Raw genomic sequence first — 19,214 nt, 5'->3', positions numbered from 1 at the left:
GGCTACGCATCGTCGCCTTGGTGAGCCGTTACCTCACCAACTAGCTAATGCGCCGCGGGCCCATCCGCAAGTGACAGCCCAAAGGCCGCCTTTCAACCGAAGACCATGCGGTCTTCGGTGTTATCCGGTATTAGCTCCGGTTTCCCGGAGTTATCCCGGTCTTGCGGGCAGGTTGCCCACGTGTTACTCACCCGTCCGCCGCTGACCGAATCAAGGCAAGCCCCAATCCGGTCCGCTCGACTTGCATGTATTAGGCACGCCGCCAGCGTTCGTCCTGAGCCAGGATCAAACTCTCCAAAGAAAGTTGATTGGCTTGTTCAGCGCCAAAACCAATGGTCATAGCGCACGCGCTTCGTTTCGTTCAGTTTTCAAGGAACAAGGTAACTTCCTGCATTTTTCTCTTCTTGCTTCTTCGTGGAGCGGGTGATGGGAATCGAACCCACGACATCAGCTTGGAAGGCTGAGGTTTTACCACTAAACTACACCCGCATATAATTTCGAACCAACATCCGCCACGCTCTTCCGTGCCCCTTCCTCTGCAAGCACATTCAAAGACGCTGGATGCGTCGGGGCAACCCGAAGCGGATTCGATAAGGCAGCGCTCGTGGCTGAGATTTTACCACTAAACTACACCCGTATAGCAATTGATGAAGATATTCAAATCGGGAAGACAGGATTTGAACCTGCGACCCCATGGTCCCAAACCATGTGCTCTACCAAGCTGAGCTACTTCCCGATCATGGCGCGCTCGAGAGGATTCGAACCCCTAACCTTCTGATCCGTAGTCAGATGCTCTATCCAATTGAGCTACGAGCGCATTTTTAGCGACAAATTTTATTATAACAACTACTCATTCTTTTGTCAACATAATGTTTGGGTTTAGTGGAATGCGGTCGAGAGGACTTGAACCTCCACGGGGTCGCCCCCACTAGGCCCTCAACCTAGCGCGTCTGCCATTCCGCCACGACCGCATATGGACTAATCAGTGCGGGTGGAGGGACTTGAACCCCCACGCCGTGAGGCGCCAGATCCTAAGTCTGGTGCGTCTGCCAATTCCGCCACACCCGCTAATATGGTGAGCCATGGAGGACTCGAACCTCCGACCCTCTGATTAAAAGTCAGATGCTCTACCTACTGAGCTAATGGCTCATGGTTAGGTATACACTCCAGGTACTACCTAGCTCTACCTGCCTCTTCCTCTGCCAGCCTATTCAAAGAAGCTAGGTGCGTCGAGGCAACTCGAAGCAAACTCGAAGATGCAGCGCTCGTTACTGAGCTAATGGCTCATGGTTAGGTATACACTCACAGTGAACGATGTCCCTTCCTCTGCTAGCGTATTCGAAGATGCGCGATGCGTCGGGACAACTCGAAGCGAACTCGAAGATGCAAAGCTCGTTGCTGAGCTAATAGCTCGTGTTTAACACATAAAAGGGCTGGGCCAGCTGGATTCGAACCAGCGCATCACGGAGTCAAAGTCCGTTGCCTTACCGCTTGGCTATGGCCCAGCGATTGGTGTAATGGCGGTCCCGACGGGACTCGAACCCGCGATCTCCTGCGTGACAGGCAGGCATGTTAACCACTACACTACGGGACCGCAATCCGCGGGAAACCCCCGCGCTGTAAGTGACCCGTACGGGATTCGAACCCGTGTTACCGCCGTGAAAGGGCGGTGTCTTAACCACTTGACCAACGGGCCATGCGACTATTGAAAGTGGCGGAGAAGGCGGGATTTGAACCCGCGCGCCGTTAAGTCACGACCTAACGGTTTAGCAAACCGTCCCCTTCAGCCACTTGGGTACTTCTCCAAACACTGGCTCCGCAAGTAGGATTCGAACCTACGACCTACCGGTTAACAGCCGGTTGCTCTACCGCTGAGCTATTGCGGAATGATGTTCGACAATTGACATTGTTTATTATATTGAGCAACTTGTCGTTTGTCAATACGTTTTTCCGCAACTTGCTTTGCTGTTTCCCGCCGTTCAGCGACGGCTTTTATAGTTTAGCACATGATCATCTTGATTGTCAACCTTCTTTTGCAAAGATAGTTTTTGTGATGTTGGTTTTTTCAAAAGAAACGGTACCATTCGACCATTTTCTCCCTATACTCCTCTGCCGATTCCTCTCCTGAATCCATGACAAAACATCTTTACAATAGTCGCAAACCGTTGATCCGAATTCGACAGTTTTGAAGCCATTTTAGACAAATGAAAATGGTTAAAATGCTGTAATATCAAGGATTTCACAATGCGGATCCTAGAAAAAAACACTGAAATTCATAGTCACACGACTTGACAATTTAACCTTTTAAAATAGCCGAATATCGTTTATAATATAGGCATGTACATACGGTGAGTAACACACAAAAACAAGGATGGAACGACCGTGGCGTATCTCCAGCTTGCTCACAACGAATGGAACCCGAAGGCCAACTTATGCGAAAGTGAAGGTGATGGATTCATTCGGGTGCGAAGATGAGGTGGATCGCGCCGTCTTGGAACGTCTGGCCAAAAGCATTTCGCGATTCCTTTCTCCTGACTCGTGAATCGTGGCCAGAAGCAAGAGAAGAATGCGAGCGTCCTATGCTTGGACATTTTTCTTTCAAAAACGGAGACCTTGATCAACGAACCGAACTGACGGCCAAACAAGCGCAACTCTTTGCGGCTCTAGGGCTGGAGCCTCCTCCGAAGATCCTAGGCATCCATCCTCGCGCCTAGATACACGTCCAAAGTGTGCCCAAATGCCTCTCGTCCCTTTTGCATCAAGGGGCGAGAGGCATTTTGTTTGCCTAGTGACTGTCGAACTGGGGCGATAAAGATGCGTTCAAAATCGTTAGGAAAACTCTTCTAAATAAACAAATATTTCCCTTGTGACTCTTCACCTAATGGTGAAGATTTGAAATTGAGTTGAACGGCATGATTGGGTTCTCCAGCATTTTCAATATGCCCCTGCCACGGGTTCAGGTTTTTGACACAATACTATTTTTTGTAATACACGACCAACATATTAATGCTATTAAAGTATAAAATTGTACTAACGTCGCAATATCTTCAGTATACGGAATAATTTCTTTTGAATAAAAGAGCGGAACATGATAATCCATCAAACCATGAACCAAAATAGACACATATATGCTACCTGTTCTGAGATAAACAAGCACAAAAAATATACCAAGCATAAAAGTTCGAATCAAATAATCCCATCCCATTTCAAACTCCAATAGTTTAGGCAAGTGATTCATCCCATAAAAAACCTGTGATATTATTAAAGACATTAAAATACTCTGCTTTTTCTTAAATGGAAATTTAATTAAGAAAAGTGCATAAAGTTGAGTGAACATAACTCCACGTATCAAAAGTTCCTCAGGTAATCCCACCCCCAAAATATACGCAAAATAATTTCCAAGCCATTCCACAGGTATGATATCATGATGGGTAAATACCCAAACAACTCTATTCGTCAACAAATAAACAACAACAAATTGAGTGAACTGAATCAAAACCCAAACAAAAAGAAATATGGCGACGCCATTCATAAAATTCAATGTGTTAAATAGTCCTAAACTTCTAATATTTAACTTACCAAACAACTTTATGCTTATTAACAGTATAACAAAGTGAATAATACCGATTACCAAAATGGGTTGAACAAAATAAAAAGTTTTGTTTTTCAAGTATTCGATTGTTAAGGAAATTTCTTCTTTATACATGACAATTGCCATTGTGAAAAAAAAATCTACCATAGCGATAGCAAGCAAGCCAATGAAAGAAGATTTCTCTAATGGTTTACAGATCGGGAGCTCCCAAATAGCCAATACCATAAAAATGATCTGTAATAATACCAAAGCATCAATGATAATATCCGTGCGATATACAGTAATGAATTTAAAAATATAGGAACCAATGAAGAAAAAGGCACAGCAAGCACCTACTAAACTATAAAAAATTAGATTCCTTTGACGAGGATAAAATCCCCTTTTTTCTATATTCAACATAACAATTAATATTATTAGTAAAATTACAAATGTGAATTCATCTTTGAGTACGAGCATTTTTCGAGTCTCTGAGAACAATCCTACTGAGCTGTACGCAATACGTGTAAAGGAAAATGAACATACTAACACTACGAATAAAAAAATAATAAAAAAAATAGTAAAGTTCTTTATATCTATTTTTCTTTGATAATGAATCATTGCTAAACACTCCTTCTATATACATGCTCATTAAAAGATTAACCTTCGTATAACCAGTGCACACTCCGGTGATCCTGTTTCGAAGGAAACCAACGGAAAAGGAGCGGGATCATTCATGAAACGTCTGCGCATCACCAACGATCACGGATGGACACCTCGGACACTTCGCAAACAGGAACGGAAAATCAAAAATGCCCTCCTTCGCCAACGGGTGATGGCCGTTCGCCTCGTCATGGAAGGCTATTTGGGCAAAGAGGCGGCTTCCATGGTCAACGTGTGCCGACAAACCGTTTCCCATTATGTGTCGCTGTTTAACGAAGGCGGCCTTGAACTCCTGCTTCATCGGGATTTCTCCCCCGGGCGGGAGCCGTTTCTCACGGAAGAACAGCAAGAAAAGATCAAACAGCTTGTATTGACCACCACTCCCGCCGAACTGGGCTGGGACGTCGCTTCGGCGTGGAACACCAAACTCCTGCAATCCTATGTCGAAAAGCACTTCGGTGTTTGCATTTCCCGCGAAGCGTTGCGAAAACTCCTGCACCGCAAAGGGCTGTCGTGGACACGACCGACGTACACACTGGCGAAAGGGAACCCGGATGAGCAAAAGCAATTGGAAAAGCAAATGGATCTGATCAAAAAACTTGATCACCAAGGACACAGAAGATGCCGTTCTTCTGTACATCGATGAAACCCATATCCGCTCTTGCCATGTCTTGCGGTCCACATGGTCGGAAGTCGGCCGCCAAAAACAAGTGCCGACGTTTGGCCATCATGCCCACGCATCGCGGTTTGGCGCGGTCAACGTCCATGATGGTGAAACGGTGCTTCATCAAACGACTGCCGCCAATGCTGCGATGTTCTTGGATTTCTTGAGAATGCTCAAAGAGCGCTATCCAGACCGTCTCATGGTCTTGGTGTTGGATAACGCCCGCATTCACCATGCCAAGATGGTCAAGGAGTTTTTGCGGGAAGAAGGGCAGTGTTTTCACTTTCTTTCCCTTCCTCCGTATTCTCCGCAACTGAACCCGATCGAACGCTTGTGGAAATGGCTGAAAGACACCGTCATCGCCAATGTGTTTCACAAAAATCGAAACGATATCGTCCAGGCCATTGCTCGTTTTGTGGACGACATCCAAGAACGTCCGGAGGAAGTGCTGCAGCGCCTAGGGTGTGCAGGATGACTGAGAAGTTAACTCTTCATGTTGCATGTATATAGTACTGATGGCATCTTGTTGGCATATTCACTTGTAACACTTGGGCTAGTTGAGCGCTAGCGCTCAACTAGCACCACGGGTTAATATTTATTCGATGCTAAAGTCAATTTAATTTCAGTTCTTTGATATCAACTATTCTATCATTTAGGTAAACAATTTCTATACGATGTGTTGTATATATGATCGTTGAGTCTATACAAGTATCTCTAAAATTTTTCCAAACTATTTTTTCCGTCTCTTGGTCTAAAGCCGACGTTGGTTCATCAAGAATTATTAATTGCGGGCGCATAAGCATTAATCGAGCTAATTCTAATCTTTGTTGTTCTCCTCTAGATAACATGCTCTTATCAATTAATTCATCGAGGACATGAGATTTTGACAGCAGATTTGTCAGCCTCACCTTCCTAAGAACATCTATCAGCTCATTATCACTAAAAGGAGGCCCTGTCCATCCATACGTCAAATTTTCTCTAATGGTCGCTCTTATTAGACTACATTCATCAACTAAAAAGCCAATGTACGGTCTATTAGATTTTGTCCAAGGGTATATAGTAATTTCCCCTTCATAGTCATAAATACCAGCGATTAACTTACAAAAAATAGATTTCCCTGAGCCACTTTCTCCAATAATACAAACCTTTTCTCCTTTATTAACTATAAAATTTAAATCTTTAATTAATATTTTATGGTCAATTTTAAAATTTACATTTTTACAACTAAGGTGTATATGTGTATCTGATTGCTCCACTTTTTCTAAATTAACCCTATTATAATTGATAAAAGGCTTGATTCGTTCAAATGACGACACTATATCTTTATAAACAAAAAACGCAGACCTTAACACTTCTAAAGGAGCACCTAACCTAAGCATCATCTGATTAAATGCAAACAAAGAGCCAACGGTCATTTCCCCTTTATATATCAAAAAAGCACCGACTGCTATGACAAACATTTGCCTAATACCAGCCATGATGCTCATTACTTGTTTATGTAAATTTTCAAATATATAAAACGATTCGCTTTTCTGAATTAAATGATCTAAAGAATCGATATAGCGATTAACTTCTACATTTTGAAGACGATTTAGTCTTATGAAAAGAATTCTTTCTATAATTTGTTTCAGTACATCTAGTAAATTACTTTCGGAATCCTTTACGTCATCCGCTTTTACCTTAAATTGGTTTGAAAATAAGAGAGAGTATACACTTTCCAGTAAGAATAGACATAAGGAAATTATAGCTAATATGTAATTCATCTTAAATAAAAAGTAATTTATTACTAAAAGAAATATAATATGAACAGGAATTTCAGTAATTAAATATAATGATAAGTCGCATATTTTAGAAATATCATAGATTCCTCTATATACGATATCACCGACACTAAACTTTTGAATGTGAAAAATATCTTTCACCAATATTGAACTGATCAGTCGTTTCTGTGTTATTCGTTTGAATTTGTTAATAGTCCTAAAATTAAGTCTCAATAATAAGAATTCTAAAGCTGCATATAATATAAAATATAGTAGAAAGACAGTTAATGCTTTTACAAGCATTTGCGAGTCAAAAACTTTAAGTACTTCATCAAAAATTATCTTGATCATGTATGATGGAAATAACGAAAATAACAAAAATCCTAATTTCATTAAAATTATTAGAAGAATATATTTATATATATCCTTTGTGATTAGTGATTTTAGATGAACATGGTGAGTTTTATCATGCATCTTCAATCTTCTCGCTTTTATATAAATCTTACCCCTAGTACTAGTACTAGATCTGTGAATCAACTGTGAGGGAAAATCAGCAAATCAGTGATTCTTGCATATCCTTACCCAAGAAACGGAATTGTTTGTCAAGTTTGAACTCTACAACTTTTCGCGTTTTGGAGTTCGGTTATTTTCAAGATAGACGCAACTTAAAGCTTAAACATTTCATATGACTGCCAAGTGACCGAACAACACCGCTTCTAGCCCCATGAATGGATCTATGAAGCAAGCTGTTGTTCGGTCCTCGTCGTCAAATTTTCAGGTACTCAAGGCCTATAACCTTCTAATGTTTCTTACTTTTTCTTGTGCATCAATATAGCTCTTCACCGAAAGTTGTAATTGACTATTTCAGGACACGCCTTCTCTGTACAATCAGTAAATCAGATTTTTCGTACACGGCGGCTCAAGAAAATCCCCTTTTGTCAAGTACATGTTGTGGTGATGAACCATCAATATCTTATAATGTAAAATTTATCCAAATAGTACGTAGCACAACTAACATCTCCATGGTTATTCTATCAGCGTTCTTTAACCTAAAAAACATCTACCCAGCAGCTATTTCTACTACATTGAATAGAACAGTTACTACGGCAATTCGCTAAACAATATGTGGAGCAACCACCGCCACCTTCCGGTGGCCCTGCTACCACATTTGGTTTTACAATATAATCCACTTTATATCACCTCCTTTCATTTCATAGTCATCCTTCAACCTGTGAACCAGATAACGTACGTGATTCAAGAGTACAATTGGGAAAGATTCACATAAAGACATTAAAAGTTATTTTATAAGATCTTCCACCTTTATTTCTTGTTTTTCAACTGGATAACGTGTATAATATCTATATAATCTGTCCTTTATGTTATATTTTAGTTGGTCACATTCAAAATCTTGTTTCTCTAAGCTTAGTTCTGGGCATCTTCCCATACATAAAGGCATAATATTACACGTTTCACACTTCTTTGGTAATTGCCAGTTCATCCATTTTATCAACTGCTGAGGAGATGTAATTCCTTCTGATACACTCCCAACTCTTAGTTTTTTATTTCCTACCTCATGCCAACATTTGTATAAATACCCAAAAGCATCTACTACAAATGAGTTATTATTAATAGCTGTACAAACTCCCCCACCACGATTTTGAGGGTACAAATCCCCCATATCAAAGCCTATTTTGTCTGCATATTCTATTAGTTCAGTTTCCCATTTAGCAAATTCACGAGTTACCAAACAAGATTCACTAATAGACTGACACACTTCATTGTACGCTGCGACCGGCGCGAAATATACTTGCACTTTCCCGTTTAACTTCTCCTCCAATAATATAGGAAACAATTTATATACATCTTTTACATTTTCTTTTGTTACATTAACCCGAATTATAACATTAATTATGTCATGGATTTCTTTAATATTTTTAAGAATTACATCAAATGTTCCCTTTCCATTACGTAAAATTCTTGTCAAATTATGCGTTTCTGGCCCTCCATCTAACGTGATTTGAACTGATTTAATCTTATTTATTTCAACAAGTTGTTGGGCTATTTTTCGATTTAATAAATACCCATTGCTAATCATATTAGCACTATATTCTATATTTCTTTCTTTACATAAATTAATTACGTATTCTGACAAACGATCAATAAAACCCTTGTTTAATAAAGGCTCACCTCCATACCAAGTAATTGAAAAATGGCTCTTATTCACCAAATTATTGCTTATAAAAGTCTTAAGATCTTCTTCTTTCTTTCCTTCTAAATATTCGTCCTCGTGTTTTTCATAACAATAAGGACATCGAAAATTACATTGCAAAGTAGTTGCAATTGTTAGTCCAAAAGAGCTATTACCAAATCTATATAAATTTATTAAATATTTATACAAACCTATCTCATCTTTAGACTTTTCAACCACAAATCCAGCTGCTTTTAAATCATCTAGATGTTTATCTGGCACCTCATTAAACCGACCTTGATTTATTTTTCTAATAGATTCCCTATACTCTTCAGAGAGCTTAACAAAAGCACCCGTATGACTATTGTACAAAAAGTAAATACCTCCCCGCTTAAACGGGACATTAAATTGTGAAACTTTGTACAAAGCGCTTCCCTCCTTGCCACTCTTCTTAGTGCAAAATCACTAAAAAATTAACATTTGCCTTCTCTTACAACTAACTCTTTCTTCTATGTCCAACTACCGATTGCCATCACCACTATATTTCTCAGAGGTGATGTAGCGCTTAGACTAAAAAGGATAGCAGAAGGATTTCCTTTCCACGATAAATACTTTGTGGTAAAAATTCAATTCCATTCTAAAAAAAAAAAAACAAAAAAAACAAGTATTTTTTATGTATAAATATTCGACATTTTTCGCATATTGCAGTACTCTCCTGTTTCAAGAGTATTAATTATCGAGTATTAATTATCCAATAAAAATCCAAAGGGGATAGAAAAAAGAGCACCTTTCCTGTAGAATGTGAGTAACGACACAAACAAACCCAGGAGATGCTCTCTATAAACAAGCATACCACCCTCCCGAATTTGATGGAAAAACTTGTTTCGGATGGGAGTCAGTCAAGACTTTGTGGAGAACATTTTTCCTGCTCACTACGGACGTTGTCAATCACCGGTTAGTGAACCATTTTCAGAGCAGGGAGAGAGTCCTTTTTGCATGACATTTGCTTTTTTCTACCGCACTTTACTTGGTGGCCCCGACAAGTACAACGGACAAAAGTTCGCTACTCTCATCGGGGATCATTCCGAAATGTCACCCACAAATCTTTTACTCACACTTTGCAAAAGTTGTTGATCCCCCTGCTTCGATCCTGTTAGGGTAAGCCGCCCGCGGCAGTTCCCGCAGACGTAGTGGGCGGTGTTCATGCGCTTTTTTCGAGTGTACGTCAGGCCGCAAGATGTGCAAATGTATGTATAGATCGTTTTCGACCTGTCTGTTTTTTGGCCGATTGGACGACAATAGCGAGGCGCCCCCACTTTTTGCAGCAGTTCGCGGAAGTCGCGGTCGCGATGGCGGTAGCCTTTTCCCTCAAGGTGCAAGTGGTAATGGCAAAGCTCATGTTTGATAATGGCGATCAATTCTTCCTCGCCGAACTGCTCGTAATGTTTTTGATTGAGCTCAATGTTATGCGTCTGCAACATGTAGCGCCCGCCGGTGGTGCGCAAACGAGGGTTGAAGAAAGCGGTATGGCGGAACGGCTTGCCAAATGTGCTTATGGAAATTTGTTCAACGAGCGCTTGCAAGCGTTTTTGATCCATGACAGGCGCCCCCCCTTTTATGTTTTCAGCACAGGACAATGCGCAGCTACATACATTATATACTACCTTTCCGTTTGTTAGGGAGGTGACTGTTTTGCCTACGTGGCTAAAAAATCAGATGAGACGAGCCTATTATGAGAAAAATCTTGATCAAATTAAGCTGTTAAACCAATGCTGGTTTTTTTATCAAAGGAAGCACTGTCCGTAACATATGTTTGAGGCTGTCCCTGCTGTTCATTGGGCAGTACGGGACAGCCTCTCCAGCTTATTCCGGCGGAAGCATCGATAATGAAATTCTTCCTTTCGCTGCATCAACCCTTTCCACCCACACTTTGACGACGTCGCCGACGGAGACGACATCAAGCGGATGGCGGACGTATTGTTTGCTTAGCTTGGAAATGTGCACGAGCCCGTCCTGTTTGACGCCGATGTCGACAAAGGCGCCGAAGTCGACGACGTTGCGCACCGTTCCTTCGAGCTCCATGCCTGGCTTTAAGTCTTCCATTTTCAAAACGTCTTTTCGCAATATCGGCTTGGGCAGCTCGTCGCGCGGGTCGCGCTCTGGGCGGCACAACGCGTCAATGATGTCGCGGAGCGTCAGTTCCCCGATGCCGAATTCGGATGCCGCTGCTTTCACATCGATGGCTTGCAGCGCTTGGCGAAGCTCATTGCTGCCGATGGCGGCGGTTGTAAATCCTAACTGTTGCAACAACTGCTTCACTTCCGCGTACCGCTCGGGGTGAATCGGCGTGCGGTCAAGCGGCTCGTCGCCGTCGACAATGCGCAAAAACCCGATGCATTGCTCATACGTTTTCGCGCCAAGACGCGGGATCGTTTTCAGCTCCTCGCGGCTGCGGAATTTCCCTTGCTCTTCGCGGCGTTTGACAATGTTTTCGGAGACGGTTTTCGTCAGTCCCGAGACGTATTGGAGCAGCGAAACGGACGCCGTGTTGACGTTGACGCCGACTTGATTGACGACCGTCTCCACGACGAAACGGAGCGACTCCGCCAGCTTTTTTTGCGACACATCGTGCTGGTATTGGCCGACGCCAACCGATTTCGGGTCAATCTTCACCAGTTCGGCGAGCGGGTCTTGGACGCGGCGGGCGATTGAGACGGCGCTCCGCTCTTCAACTTGCAAGTCGGGAAACTCGGCGCGCGCAAGGTCGGAAGCCGAGTAGACGCTCGCTCCTGCTTCATTGACAATCAAATAAAAGATATCGCGTTGCACATGCTTCAGCGTGTCGGCGACAAACTGTTCAGTTTCCCGAGAGGCTGTTCCGTTGCCGATGGCGATCATATCCACATGATAGTCGTCAAGTAAACGAAGAATCTTTGTCCTCGCTTCATCCTTTTTCTCTTGCGGCGGGTGTGGGTAAATGACATCGATATGAAGCAGCTTCCCTGTTTCATCAACAACGGCGAGCTTGCATCCCGTTCGGTAGGCTGGGTCGATGCCGAGCACCGTTTTTCCTTTCAATGGCGGCTGAAGAAGCAGTTTGCGTAAATTCTCGGCAAAAATATGGATCGCCCGCTCTTCCGCCTTTTCTGTCAGCTCATTGCGGATGTCGCGCTCAATGGCGGGCTCCATCAGCCGTTTGTATCCGTCTTCCACCGCTTCGGCCACGATGGGAGCGGCCGGGGACGCCTCGTTAACGATCGTTTGCCGCTGCAAATAGCGGATGATTTCTTCGGCAGGCGCTTGGACCGAGACGCGCAGCACCTCCTCTTTTTCGCCGCGGTTCAGCGCCAAGACGCGATGGGGGACGATTTTCGCCACGGGTTCTTCGTAGTCGTAATACATCTCGTATACGTTTTTTTCGTCCTTCTCCGACGCCTTCGCGGTGGACACGATCATCCCTTTCCGCCACGTCTGTTCCCGCGCCCATTGACGAAGAGCGGCATCGTCGGCCACCCGCTCGGCGATGATGTCCTTCGCCCCTTGCAGCGCCTCGTCTGCCGTTGCGACCCCTTTTTCTGTATCAATGAACGCCCGGGCCTGCTCTTCCGGAGTTGGGGCGGCAGGGCAGGAAAGAAGCCAATCGGCAAGCGGCTCAAGCCCTTTTTCTTTCGCAATCGTCGCCTTCGTGCGCCGCTTTTGCCGGTACGGGCGGTACAAATCTTCGACTTGCTGCAGTTTCGTGGCGCTGATAATCGCGTTTTTCAGCTCTTCGGTCAATTTCCCTTGCTCATCGATCAGCCGAATGACCTCTTTTTTCCGCTGCTCTAAATGCTGCAAATACTCCCAGCGCTCAAGCACCGCACGAATTTGCACTTCATCGAGCGCCCCCGTCATCTCTTTCCGGTAGCGGGCGATAAATGGAATCGTATTTCCTTCCTGATGCAGGGTGATGACGTTTTCAACTTGTTTGGCTGCCAGCCGTTGTTCATCAGCGATCGTTTGAATCAAACGCTGTTCAATCGCCAACACGTTCCCTCCTTATGCACAGCCTTGCACGTTCTCCCATCTACACTCACTCCTGAAAATGAGCAATGTTTGCAAACAGCTGCCCGCTAGACCGTCTCTGCGTATTCCACACTTCGGCCGCCTTCCGAAGACGGCAAACGACGTTTCTTCACGCAACATATTCCCGGCAGCACGATGTCCCAGCCGCAACCGCACCGCAATCCGGACGCACCCGCTGATCTTTTGTCCATTCGAAGCAAGAGGAAGCCATCATTCCCCGCCGGTTGCACCGAGCTTGGGCAGGGAGAGAGTTCCGGACCGGGGATGACAAAAAAAGAGCTACTTATTCGTAGCCTCTTTGTGAAAGAATACACATAAATGCCAATAGAGGGGACAGACCGTTCCATGAGCCGATCTGCCCGTTTGGCCGGTGAGCCGACATCGCTACCATGAGGCGTTGCGCACCCATGCTGCTTCCACGCGCATCGATTGATCTTCCCACAGCAACACTTGCTGTTTTGGCGTCCCTCACGCTGAAGCGGAAAGATTTCCTTGCGCTTGCTTCAAAAGTCGATCAGCCCTAAGCTGATTTGCAGCGCTTCATCGACTTTGTCCATCATCTCATCATCCAGATGGGTGATTTTGTCAGTCAGCCGCTGCTTATCAATCGTACGGATTTGTTCAAGCAAAATGACCGAGTCCCGCTCAAACCCGTAGCGCTTCGCATCGATCTCGACATGCGTCGGCAGCTTTGCCTTTTGGATTTGCGCCGTGATCGCCGCTACAATAACCGTTGGACTGAAGCGATTGCCGATATCGTTTTGGATCACCAACACGGGGCGGACGCCGCCCTGCTCTGAGCCAACAACCGGGGAAAGATCCGCAAAATACACGTCGCCACGTTTGACAATCAAAGCATTACCCCCCGCTAACTAAGCGTTCAACGGTGTGGTCGGCCTCGTATTCAGCATGAAACGCTTCAGAAGCAATAGATAAATTGATTTTCGCCATTTCCATGTAGCCACGTCTCATCGCTTCGCGAATTTGCCGCTTTTTCCGCTCCCGGATATACATTTTCGTCGCCTGGTAAATAAGTTCATTGCGATTGCCGTTCTCCTGTTTGACGAGGACGTCGAGCTCCGTCAGCAGCGACTGCGGCAAACGAACGATGATTTCCGTTGTTGCGCCAGATTCCGACACAAATATACACCTCCACGAACTGCAGCCATTCATTGCTTCCACTTCATGATACCATTAAACAACGGCGCTGCAAAGTCATTTCTCCATTTTCTATCCTTTGTCTTTTGAAGCAGATTATGCACTGCTTTCCCCGCGGCCAATGGCGTTTCTCACTTCCATTATACGCTTATGGCGGAAAAAAATACGGGGCACTCGATAACTGATCGTGCAAGGCACTTCGTAGTTGATCGTTTCCAAATGGCGAGCGACATCATCAATGGAAATCACCTCGTCCCCCTGGCGACCAATCAGTGTCACCTTCGTGCCGACCGGCAGCGGCCCAGGCAGGCGGATCATGCACTGGTCCATGCAAATGCGGCCGACAATCGGCGCCTTTTGTCCGTCAACAAGGACATGAAAGTGCTGCAGGCGGCGGAGCCAGCCGTCCGCATAGCCGATCGGAATCGTCCCGATCCACTCCTCCGTCTGCGCAGTGTACGTCGCACCATAGCTCACCTTTTCGCCTGGTTGCAGTTTTTTGACGTGTACGAGGCGGCTATGGAGCGAAAATGCTTCTTTTAATGGATACGGCAGCAGCGGCTTGATGCCGGGCGACGGGGCAAGCCCATACATGGCAATGCCGAAGCGGACCATATTGAACGTCCGGTCAGGGAAACGGAGCGACGCTGCGCTGTTGGCGCAATGGACGAGCGGCGGGCGCGACGGCAGCCATTCGAGCATGTGCAAAAAACGGGTATACTGATAGGAAAAATAATCGGTGTTCACTTCATCCGCAGTCGCAAAATGCGTGTACACCCCTTCAAGCACAAAATGCGGATGGCGCTCAATCAGCGCTGCGATTCGTTTCGTCTCCTCCTCGTCTTTCACTCCAAGCCGTCCCATGCCGGTGTCCATTTTCAAATGGAAATGAATAGGAATAGGGCCGCTGTAAAGGGCGGACGCTTCTTCCAACCAGTCGGAGCGGAACACGGTCAGGGCAATGCGCTGCTGGGCGGCCAGCGCCGCATCAGCTGGACGGGAAGCCCCGAGAACTAGAATCGGCGCTTCGATTCCTTTTTCCCTTAAAGCGAGCGCCTCATCCAAAAAGGCAACCGCCAGGCGGGAGGCCCCCGCTTCGAGCGCTGTCCTTGCCACCTGCACATCCCCATGTCCATAGGCGTTCGCCTTCACGACCGCCATAATGTGCGTGTCGTCCGGCAGCAAACGGCGCAAATTCGCCACATTGTCGTAAATGGCGTCCAAATCCACTTCCGCCCACGTATCGCGATGAAAGTCGTTCATGGTTTCTCGCTGCCTTTCCTGTTGCGCAAACTTGAAAGCGCTCGAAATCATTTTTGTCCTTTTTTAGTTTACCATGCCATTGCGGAAGAAGGAATAGGGGAAAGCGTGCGAAGACAGCGAAAAACGTTGGACGGGCGCTGCGGTTGGCTGCACCGGTGCCGCAACTCCAATCGGGCAATAGAAAAAAGGCGGCTCCCCTGCTTTCGGAAGCGGGGAGACACGCCTTTTTTCGGATGGCATCGTTATTTTGCCGCTTTTTCCTGCACTGTGCTGGCCACCATTATCATTTCTTGTAGAGTCAAATCGTCCGAGGCGAGCGTAAACTCCACCCCGTTGTACGACCATGTCAGCGTTCGATCGGTGAGAGCGCCGACGGTGAAGCCTAAATCGACGGGATCGCCGTTCACCAAGACGGGCATGCTCGTTGCCGGAAGCACTTCCGCTTTTTCTTGAACGAGCGTAAATGATTTTTTGCCGCCAAACGTCATAATCACTCGTTTGCCACTCTCACTTTTGACCTCTTTTTCCTCGAGCATTTTCACTCCTTCAGGCAGCCGGCTCAAATCGGGGTACATGACTTCCATCACTTGTTCTTTTCCTTCGGCCATCGTTGGCACCTCAAGACGCGCCCCGGTCATGTTTTTGGACGTGTCGAACGCATCGTCATCAAACTTTTTGTTAAATTCAACATTGGAGAATTCGACCGTCAACAATGCTTTCCGGTCGGTATCCATCACTTTGACCGAGACCGGCGCCAAATCTTTTTTGCGCAGTGTAATCTCCTGTGTTGGGACGACCTCACTGTTCGGGTAGTTCGTTTTTGTCTCGAACACGTAATGATTTTTCGTTGCCTTAAACTTTGCCTTTGGATCGCTCAAAATGTCTTTGACGAGCGATTCGTACAAATACGCTTGGCTGCTGTTTTTCGGCCAATCGCTGACAAACTTGAAGCTTTTGTTGAGGGCGGGTGTAAAGACGAATACCCCCTCATCATTGCGCAAAATCATTTGGCTTTGCCCTTTGTCGGCGTTTTTCAAGCTGACGCGGTAGTACGACGGCTGCTTATGCCACACTTCCACATGGTATACTTGCGGCTCGGCGCCGGTGTGGAACGTCATTTTCGCTTCTGCTTGGTAACCTGTCAGCTCATCCATCTTTTCATTCAGCGCCTTGAACACTTCCTCCTGCGATTTGGACCCGCAGCCAGCTAACACAAATAGAAAGATGATGCCGACCAATGCCATAAGCACCTTTCTGCCCATCGCTTCAACCCCTTTGCCTCATATATCGGTTTCTGTCCATGCACTACAATATATGAGACAACACCCGGGAATATGCAGACTAGCTATGACAAAGATCGAACGGCTTGAATGGTTCCAACCGCTCGATGACGACTTGGGCAACCGCATAATCGCGGCTATGGGAAATGGAAAGATGAACGACTTCGCGGTCGCAGTCAGCAGCAATGCGCGGTTTCCCGTAGGCATCTGTGGCGATTTCAATATCCTGAAATGACAAATGCCGTCCAATTCCTGTCCCGAGCGCTTTGGCGTACGCTTCCTTCGCCGCAAACCGTCCGGCGAGAAATTCCACCTGCCGGGCAGGCGGCAACTCATCAAACTGCGCCTTCTCCCGCGGCGTTAAAATCCGCTCCGGGAGTTTGCGGCTGCGGGCAAGGATGGACCGAATGCGCTCCAATTCCACAATGTCAATGCCGATGCCGATGATCATCGCGTTCCCCCCTGCTATCGGTTTGCCGGCCGCGGACAAATTTTTTCCGGCCGTCGCGCATAAGATGGCTTATAGCAATACCTTATGTTTGGTTTCCTGCCAAGAAAGGAGGCTCGTTCATGTTTCACCGTACCGGGGACGGTCGGCCGCTGCCTCGCCTTTGCCCCGCCGTATTCATCCTGTTGCTCGTCCATGTTGGCTTATGGGGGTTGTTCACGCTTCCTCTTCCGGCGCTTGAGCCAGTCTGGCAGAGCATCGTCGGAACGAACGGCGCCATCCGCCATGGGGAGTATTGGCGGCTTGTCAGCCCGCTTTTATTGCACCTCGATTTCGACCATTTAGCCGCAAACAGCCTCTCCTTATGGTTGTTCGGCTCGTGGCTCGAGCAAGCGCTTGGGAAAAGGAAGTTTTTGCTTCTTTATATCGGGGGAGGCGTTGGCGCCAACCTTGCCACCGCCTTGCTTCTTCCGCCGATGTACAGCCATGTTGGGGCGTCGGGCGCCATTTTCTCCTTATTTGGCATGTACAGCTATCTCGCCCTTTTTCGCCGCGACCTCATCGCCCCCCGGCACGCCCAGTTGCTGTTGGCCGCTATGGCCATCAACCTGTTGCTCGGCTTGATGGAGCCGGACGGCAACCTCATCGCCCATCTGTTCGGCTTTGTCACCGGCGGGCTGCTCGCTCCGTTTTTGACCGTCCGCCCCGGGCCGCCGTCGTTTCATGTCGTCCGGCCATGAAAAAACGGCGCTTAATGCGCCGTAATCCGCCGTTTTTTCGTCCGTCCGCGCGCGGAGCCGTCCGGGCGGCCGCCCCGTTTTTTCTCCCGCTTGCCCGCTAATGGCGGCTCTTCGGTCAGTTTTACCGGCGTAGTATCCGGCTCGCGCGTCAACATTTTCAAGCAGGCGGCGACAAGCGTCACCGAATCATGCTCTTCCAGCAGCTCCTCGGCGGCCCGCTTGTAAAACGACAAGTTTTCCGTTTCCGCCACATTGAGAAGCTTCTCAATGGCAATGCGCTGTTGGCCTTCCAGCGCCTCATCGAGCGTTGGCGGCTTCATCCGCTCCATTTTCCGCTTCGTCGTCCGCTCAATATGGTGAAGTTGGCCGATCTCCCTTGGCGTGACAAACGTCATCGCCACACCCATTTTCCCGGCGCGACCTGTCCGCCCGATCCGATGGACGTAGCTTTCCGGATCCTGCGGGATGTCGAAGTTATATACGTGCGTCACGCCGGAAATATCCAATCCGCGCGCGGCAACGTCGGTTGCGACTAAAATTTCGATCGATCCTTCTTTAAACTTGCGCAACACCGACAGGCGCTTCGCCTGGCTTAAATCGCCGTGGATGCCTTCCGCCGCATAACCGCGCAAGTTGAGCGCCTCGGCAAGCTCATCAACGCGCCGCTTCGTGCGGCCGAACACGATCGCAAGCTCCGGCGCCTGAATATCGAGAAGCCGCGTCAAAATGTCAAATTTCTTTTTCTCGTGCACTTCTAAGTAGTACTGTTGAATGTTCGGCACGGTCATCTCTTTCGCCTTGACCTTCACGAGCTCCGGTTCATTCATGAACCTCTCGGCGATGCGGCGGATCGGGTCCGGCATCGTTGCGGAAAACAGGAGCGTCTGCCGACCGGTCGGCACATGGCTTAAAATCGCTTCAATGTCCTCGATAAACCCCATGTTGAGCATCTCGTCCGCCTCATCGAGCACGACGGTATGCACGTGCTCAAGACGCAGCGTGCCGCGGTTGATATGGTCAAGAATGCGGCCCGGCGTGCCGACAATGACGTGCGGATGTTTTTTCAAGGCGCGAATTTGCCGTTCAATATCTTGCCCTCCATAAATCGGCAGGACGCGCACCCGCTTGACCGCGCCGATTTTATACAGCTCTTCCGACACTTGAATGGCGAGCTCCCGCGTCGGCGCGACAACGAGCGCTTGAACGGCGCCGTTTTTTACGTCCACTTTTTCCACAATCGGAATACCAAACGCCGCCGTTTTCCCAGTTCCGGTTTGCGCTTGGCCAATGACATCTTTGTTTTGCAGGCTGAGCGGAATCGTTTTTGCCTGAATCGGGGTCGTTTCTTCAAATCCCATCCGCTCGATCGCTTTCATCACTTCTTGGCTTAATCCTAGTTCTTGGAATGTCGTCAATG

General features: G+C 46.9%; 15 protein-coding genes, 11 tRNA genes, 1 rRNA gene and 1 pseudogene. 5 read left to right on the top strand and 23 right to left on the bottom strand.

All coding sequences use genetic code 11. The features are described from left to right. From ETC02_RS11970 to ETC02_RS11915, 12 genes are all read right to left on the bottom strand, one after another. Nucleotides 1-301, bottom strand: a 16S ribosomal RNA gene (locus ETC02_RS11970); the annotation flags it as partial. A gap of 114 nt (nucleotides 302-415) precedes the next feature. Beyond that, nucleotides 416-489: transfer RNA gene (locus ETC02_RS11965), tRNA-Gly, on the bottom strand. A 173-nt stretch (nucleotides 490-662) separates the two neighbouring features. Next, nucleotides 663-736: transfer RNA gene (locus ETC02_RS11960), tRNA-Pro, on the bottom strand. Between the two features lie 4 nt (nucleotides 737-740). Beyond that, a tRNA-Arg gene (locus ETC02_RS11955) sits at nucleotides 741-817 on the bottom strand. Between the two features lie 71 nt (nucleotides 818-888). Then, a tRNA-Leu gene (locus tag ETC02_RS11950) sits at nucleotides 889-971 on the bottom strand. Between the two features lie 15 nt (nucleotides 972-986). Next, nucleotides 987-1,068: transfer RNA gene (locus tag ETC02_RS11945), tRNA-Leu, on the bottom strand. 5 nt (nucleotides 1,069-1,073) lie between these two features. After that, a tRNA-Lys gene (locus tag ETC02_RS11940) sits at nucleotides 1,074-1,149 on the bottom strand. A gap of 284 nt (nucleotides 1,150-1,433) precedes the next feature. Next, nucleotides 1,434-1,505: transfer RNA gene (locus tag ETC02_RS11935), tRNA-Gln, on the bottom strand. 13 nt (nucleotides 1,506-1,518) lie between these two features. Then, nucleotides 1,519-1,594 (bottom strand) — tRNA-Asp (locus ETC02_RS11930). Nucleotides 1,595-1,624: 30 nt separating this feature from the next. Beyond that, nucleotides 1,625-1,696: transfer RNA gene (locus ETC02_RS11925), tRNA-Glu, on the bottom strand. A gap of 16 nt (nucleotides 1,697-1,712) precedes the next feature. Then, nucleotides 1,713-1,805 (bottom strand) — tRNA-Ser (locus ETC02_RS11920). Nucleotides 1,806-1,811: 6 nt separating this feature from the next. Beyond that, nucleotides 1,812-1,886: transfer RNA gene (locus ETC02_RS11915), tRNA-Asn, on the bottom strand. 648 nt (nucleotides 1,887-2,534) lie between these two features. On the opposite strand from ETC02_RS11915, the pseudogene ETC02_RS18395 reads away from it, so the two are divergent. Next, a pseudogene (locus ETC02_RS18395) lies at nucleotides 2,535-2,714 on the top strand (IS1634 family transposase); the annotation flags it as partial. A 242-nt stretch (nucleotides 2,715-2,956) separates the two neighbouring features. Here the strand turns inward: ETC02_RS18395 and ETC02_RS11910 are convergent. After that, nucleotides 2,957-4,189 carry a CPBP family intramembrane glutamic endopeptidase gene (locus ETC02_RS11910; RefSeq protein WP_047817694.1) on the bottom strand — a complete coding sequence of 411 codons (1,233 nt, stop codon included), beginning with the start codon at nucleotides 4,187-4,189 and terminating at the stop codon, nucleotides 2,957-2,959. 115 nt (nucleotides 4,190-4,304) lie between these two features. Between ETC02_RS11910 and ETC02_RS11905 the strand changes: the two genes are divergently transcribed. Both ETC02_RS11905 and ETC02_RS11900 read left to right on the top strand, forming a co-directional pair. Then, the gene (locus tag ETC02_RS11905) at nucleotides 4,305-4,877 is read left to right on the top strand and encodes a helix-turn-helix domain-containing protein (RefSeq protein ID WP_050368104.1); all 573 of its coding nucleotides are present in this window, start codon (nucleotides 4,305-4,307) and stop codon (nucleotides 4,875-4,877) included. Further along, nucleotides 4,831-5,370, top strand: coding sequence for an IS630 family transposase (locus ETC02_RS11900; protein WP_050368103.1), 540 nt, complete (start codon nucleotides 4,831-4,833; stop codon nucleotides 5,368-5,370). Before ETC02_RS11905 ends, ETC02_RS11900 begins: the two co-directional genes overlap by 47 nt. 136 nt (nucleotides 5,371-5,506) lie before the next feature. On the opposite strand, the gene ETC02_RS11895 is transcribed toward ETC02_RS11900, so the two are convergent. The 3 genes from ETC02_RS11895 to ETC02_RS11885 form a co-directional block, all read right to left on the bottom strand. Beyond that, nucleotides 5,507-7,129 carry an ATP-binding cassette domain-containing protein gene (locus tag ETC02_RS11895; RefSeq protein ID WP_050368102.1) on the bottom strand — a complete coding sequence of 541 codons (1,623 nt, stop codon included), beginning with the start codon at nucleotides 7,127-7,129 and terminating at the stop codon, nucleotides 5,507-5,509. 823 nt (nucleotides 7,130-7,952) lie between these two features. Next, nucleotides 7,953-9,269: a radical SAM/SPASM domain-containing protein gene (locus tag ETC02_RS11890; protein ID WP_050368101.1), complete on the bottom strand. Its 1,317-nt coding sequence runs from the start codon at nucleotides 9,267-9,269 to the stop codon at nucleotides 7,953-7,955. Nucleotides 9,270-9,922: 653 nt separating this feature from the next. Continuing rightward, on the bottom strand, nucleotides 9,923-10,441 hold the full coding sequence (locus ETC02_RS11885) for a SprT family protein (protein WP_050368100.1): 519 nt from the start codon (nucleotides 10,439-10,441) through the stop codon (nucleotides 9,923-9,925). 94 nt (nucleotides 10,442-10,535) lie between these two features. Here ETC02_RS11885 and cmpA point away from each other — a divergent pair, with 94 nt between their 5' ends. Beyond that, entirely contained in the window at nucleotides 10,536-10,649 is a 114-nt protein-coding gene (gene cmpA / locus ETC02_RS11880; RefSeq protein ID WP_121625977.1) for a cortex morphogenetic protein CmpA, read from the top strand. Nucleotides 10,650-10,706: 57 nt separating this feature from the next. Here cmpA and ETC02_RS11875 read toward each other — a convergent pair whose 3' ends face one another. The 6 genes from ETC02_RS11875 to acpS form a co-directional block, all read right to left on the bottom strand. Continuing rightward, complete coding sequence (locus tag ETC02_RS11875) at nucleotides 10,707-12,869, bottom strand: Tex family protein (RefSeq protein WP_050368099.1); 2,163 nt, start codon at nucleotides 12,867-12,869, stop codon at nucleotides 10,707-10,709. A 542-nt stretch (nucleotides 12,870-13,411) separates the two neighbouring features. After that, complete coding sequence (gene ndoA, locus ETC02_RS11870) at nucleotides 13,412-13,762, bottom strand: type II toxin-antitoxin system endoribonuclease NdoA (protein WP_003253417.1); 351 nt, start codon at nucleotides 13,760-13,762, stop codon at nucleotides 13,412-13,414. A 4-nt stretch (nucleotides 13,763-13,766) separates the two neighbouring features. After that, a complete protein-coding gene (locus tag ETC02_RS11865; RefSeq protein WP_033010302.1) occupies nucleotides 13,767-14,048 on the bottom strand; it encodes a CopG family ribbon-helix-helix protein in 282 nt (93 codons plus the stop codon). Nucleotides 14,049-14,162: 114 nt separating this feature from the next. Beyond that, complete coding sequence (gene alr / locus ETC02_RS11860) at nucleotides 14,163-15,329, bottom strand: alanine racemase (protein WP_033010307.1); 1,167 nt, start codon at nucleotides 15,327-15,329, stop codon at nucleotides 14,163-14,165. A gap of 242 nt (nucleotides 15,330-15,571) precedes the next feature. After that, nucleotides 15,572-16,591 (bottom strand): LolA family protein, encoded by a 1,020-nt coding sequence (locus tag ETC02_RS11855; protein WP_044743921.1) that lies wholly within the window; start codon nucleotides 16,589-16,591, stop codon nucleotides 15,572-15,574. 79 nt (nucleotides 16,592-16,670) lie between these two features. After that, the gene (gene acpS, locus ETC02_RS11850; protein WP_033010299.1) at nucleotides 16,671-17,060 is read right to left on the bottom strand and encodes a holo-ACP synthase; all 390 of its coding nucleotides are present in this window, start codon (nucleotides 17,058-17,060) and stop codon (nucleotides 16,671-16,673) included. Nucleotides 17,061-17,179: 119 nt separating this feature from the next. Between acpS and ETC02_RS11845 the strand changes: the two genes are divergently transcribed. Continuing rightward, nucleotides 17,180-17,797 (top strand): rhomboid family intramembrane serine protease, encoded by a 618-nt coding sequence (locus tag ETC02_RS11845; protein ID WP_033010298.1) that lies wholly within the window; start codon nucleotides 17,180-17,182, stop codon nucleotides 17,795-17,797. Nucleotides 17,798-17,808: 11 nt separating this feature from the next. On the opposite strand, the gene cshA is transcribed toward ETC02_RS11845, so the two are convergent. Further along, nucleotides 17,809-19,212, bottom strand: coding sequence for a degradosome RNA helicase CshA (gene cshA / locus ETC02_RS11840; RefSeq protein ID WP_050368098.1), 1,404 nt, complete (start codon nucleotides 19,210-19,212; stop codon nucleotides 17,809-17,811). Nucleotides 19,213-19,214 lie beyond the last annotated feature (2 nt).

The organism is Geobacillus sp. DSP4a (genome assembly GCF_013096875.1).
GTDB classification, from domain to species: Bacteria; Bacillota; Bacilli; order Bacillales; family Anoxybacillaceae; genus Geobacillus; species Geobacillus thermophilus.
This window is presented reverse-complemented; position numbering and strand designations above follow the sequence as displayed.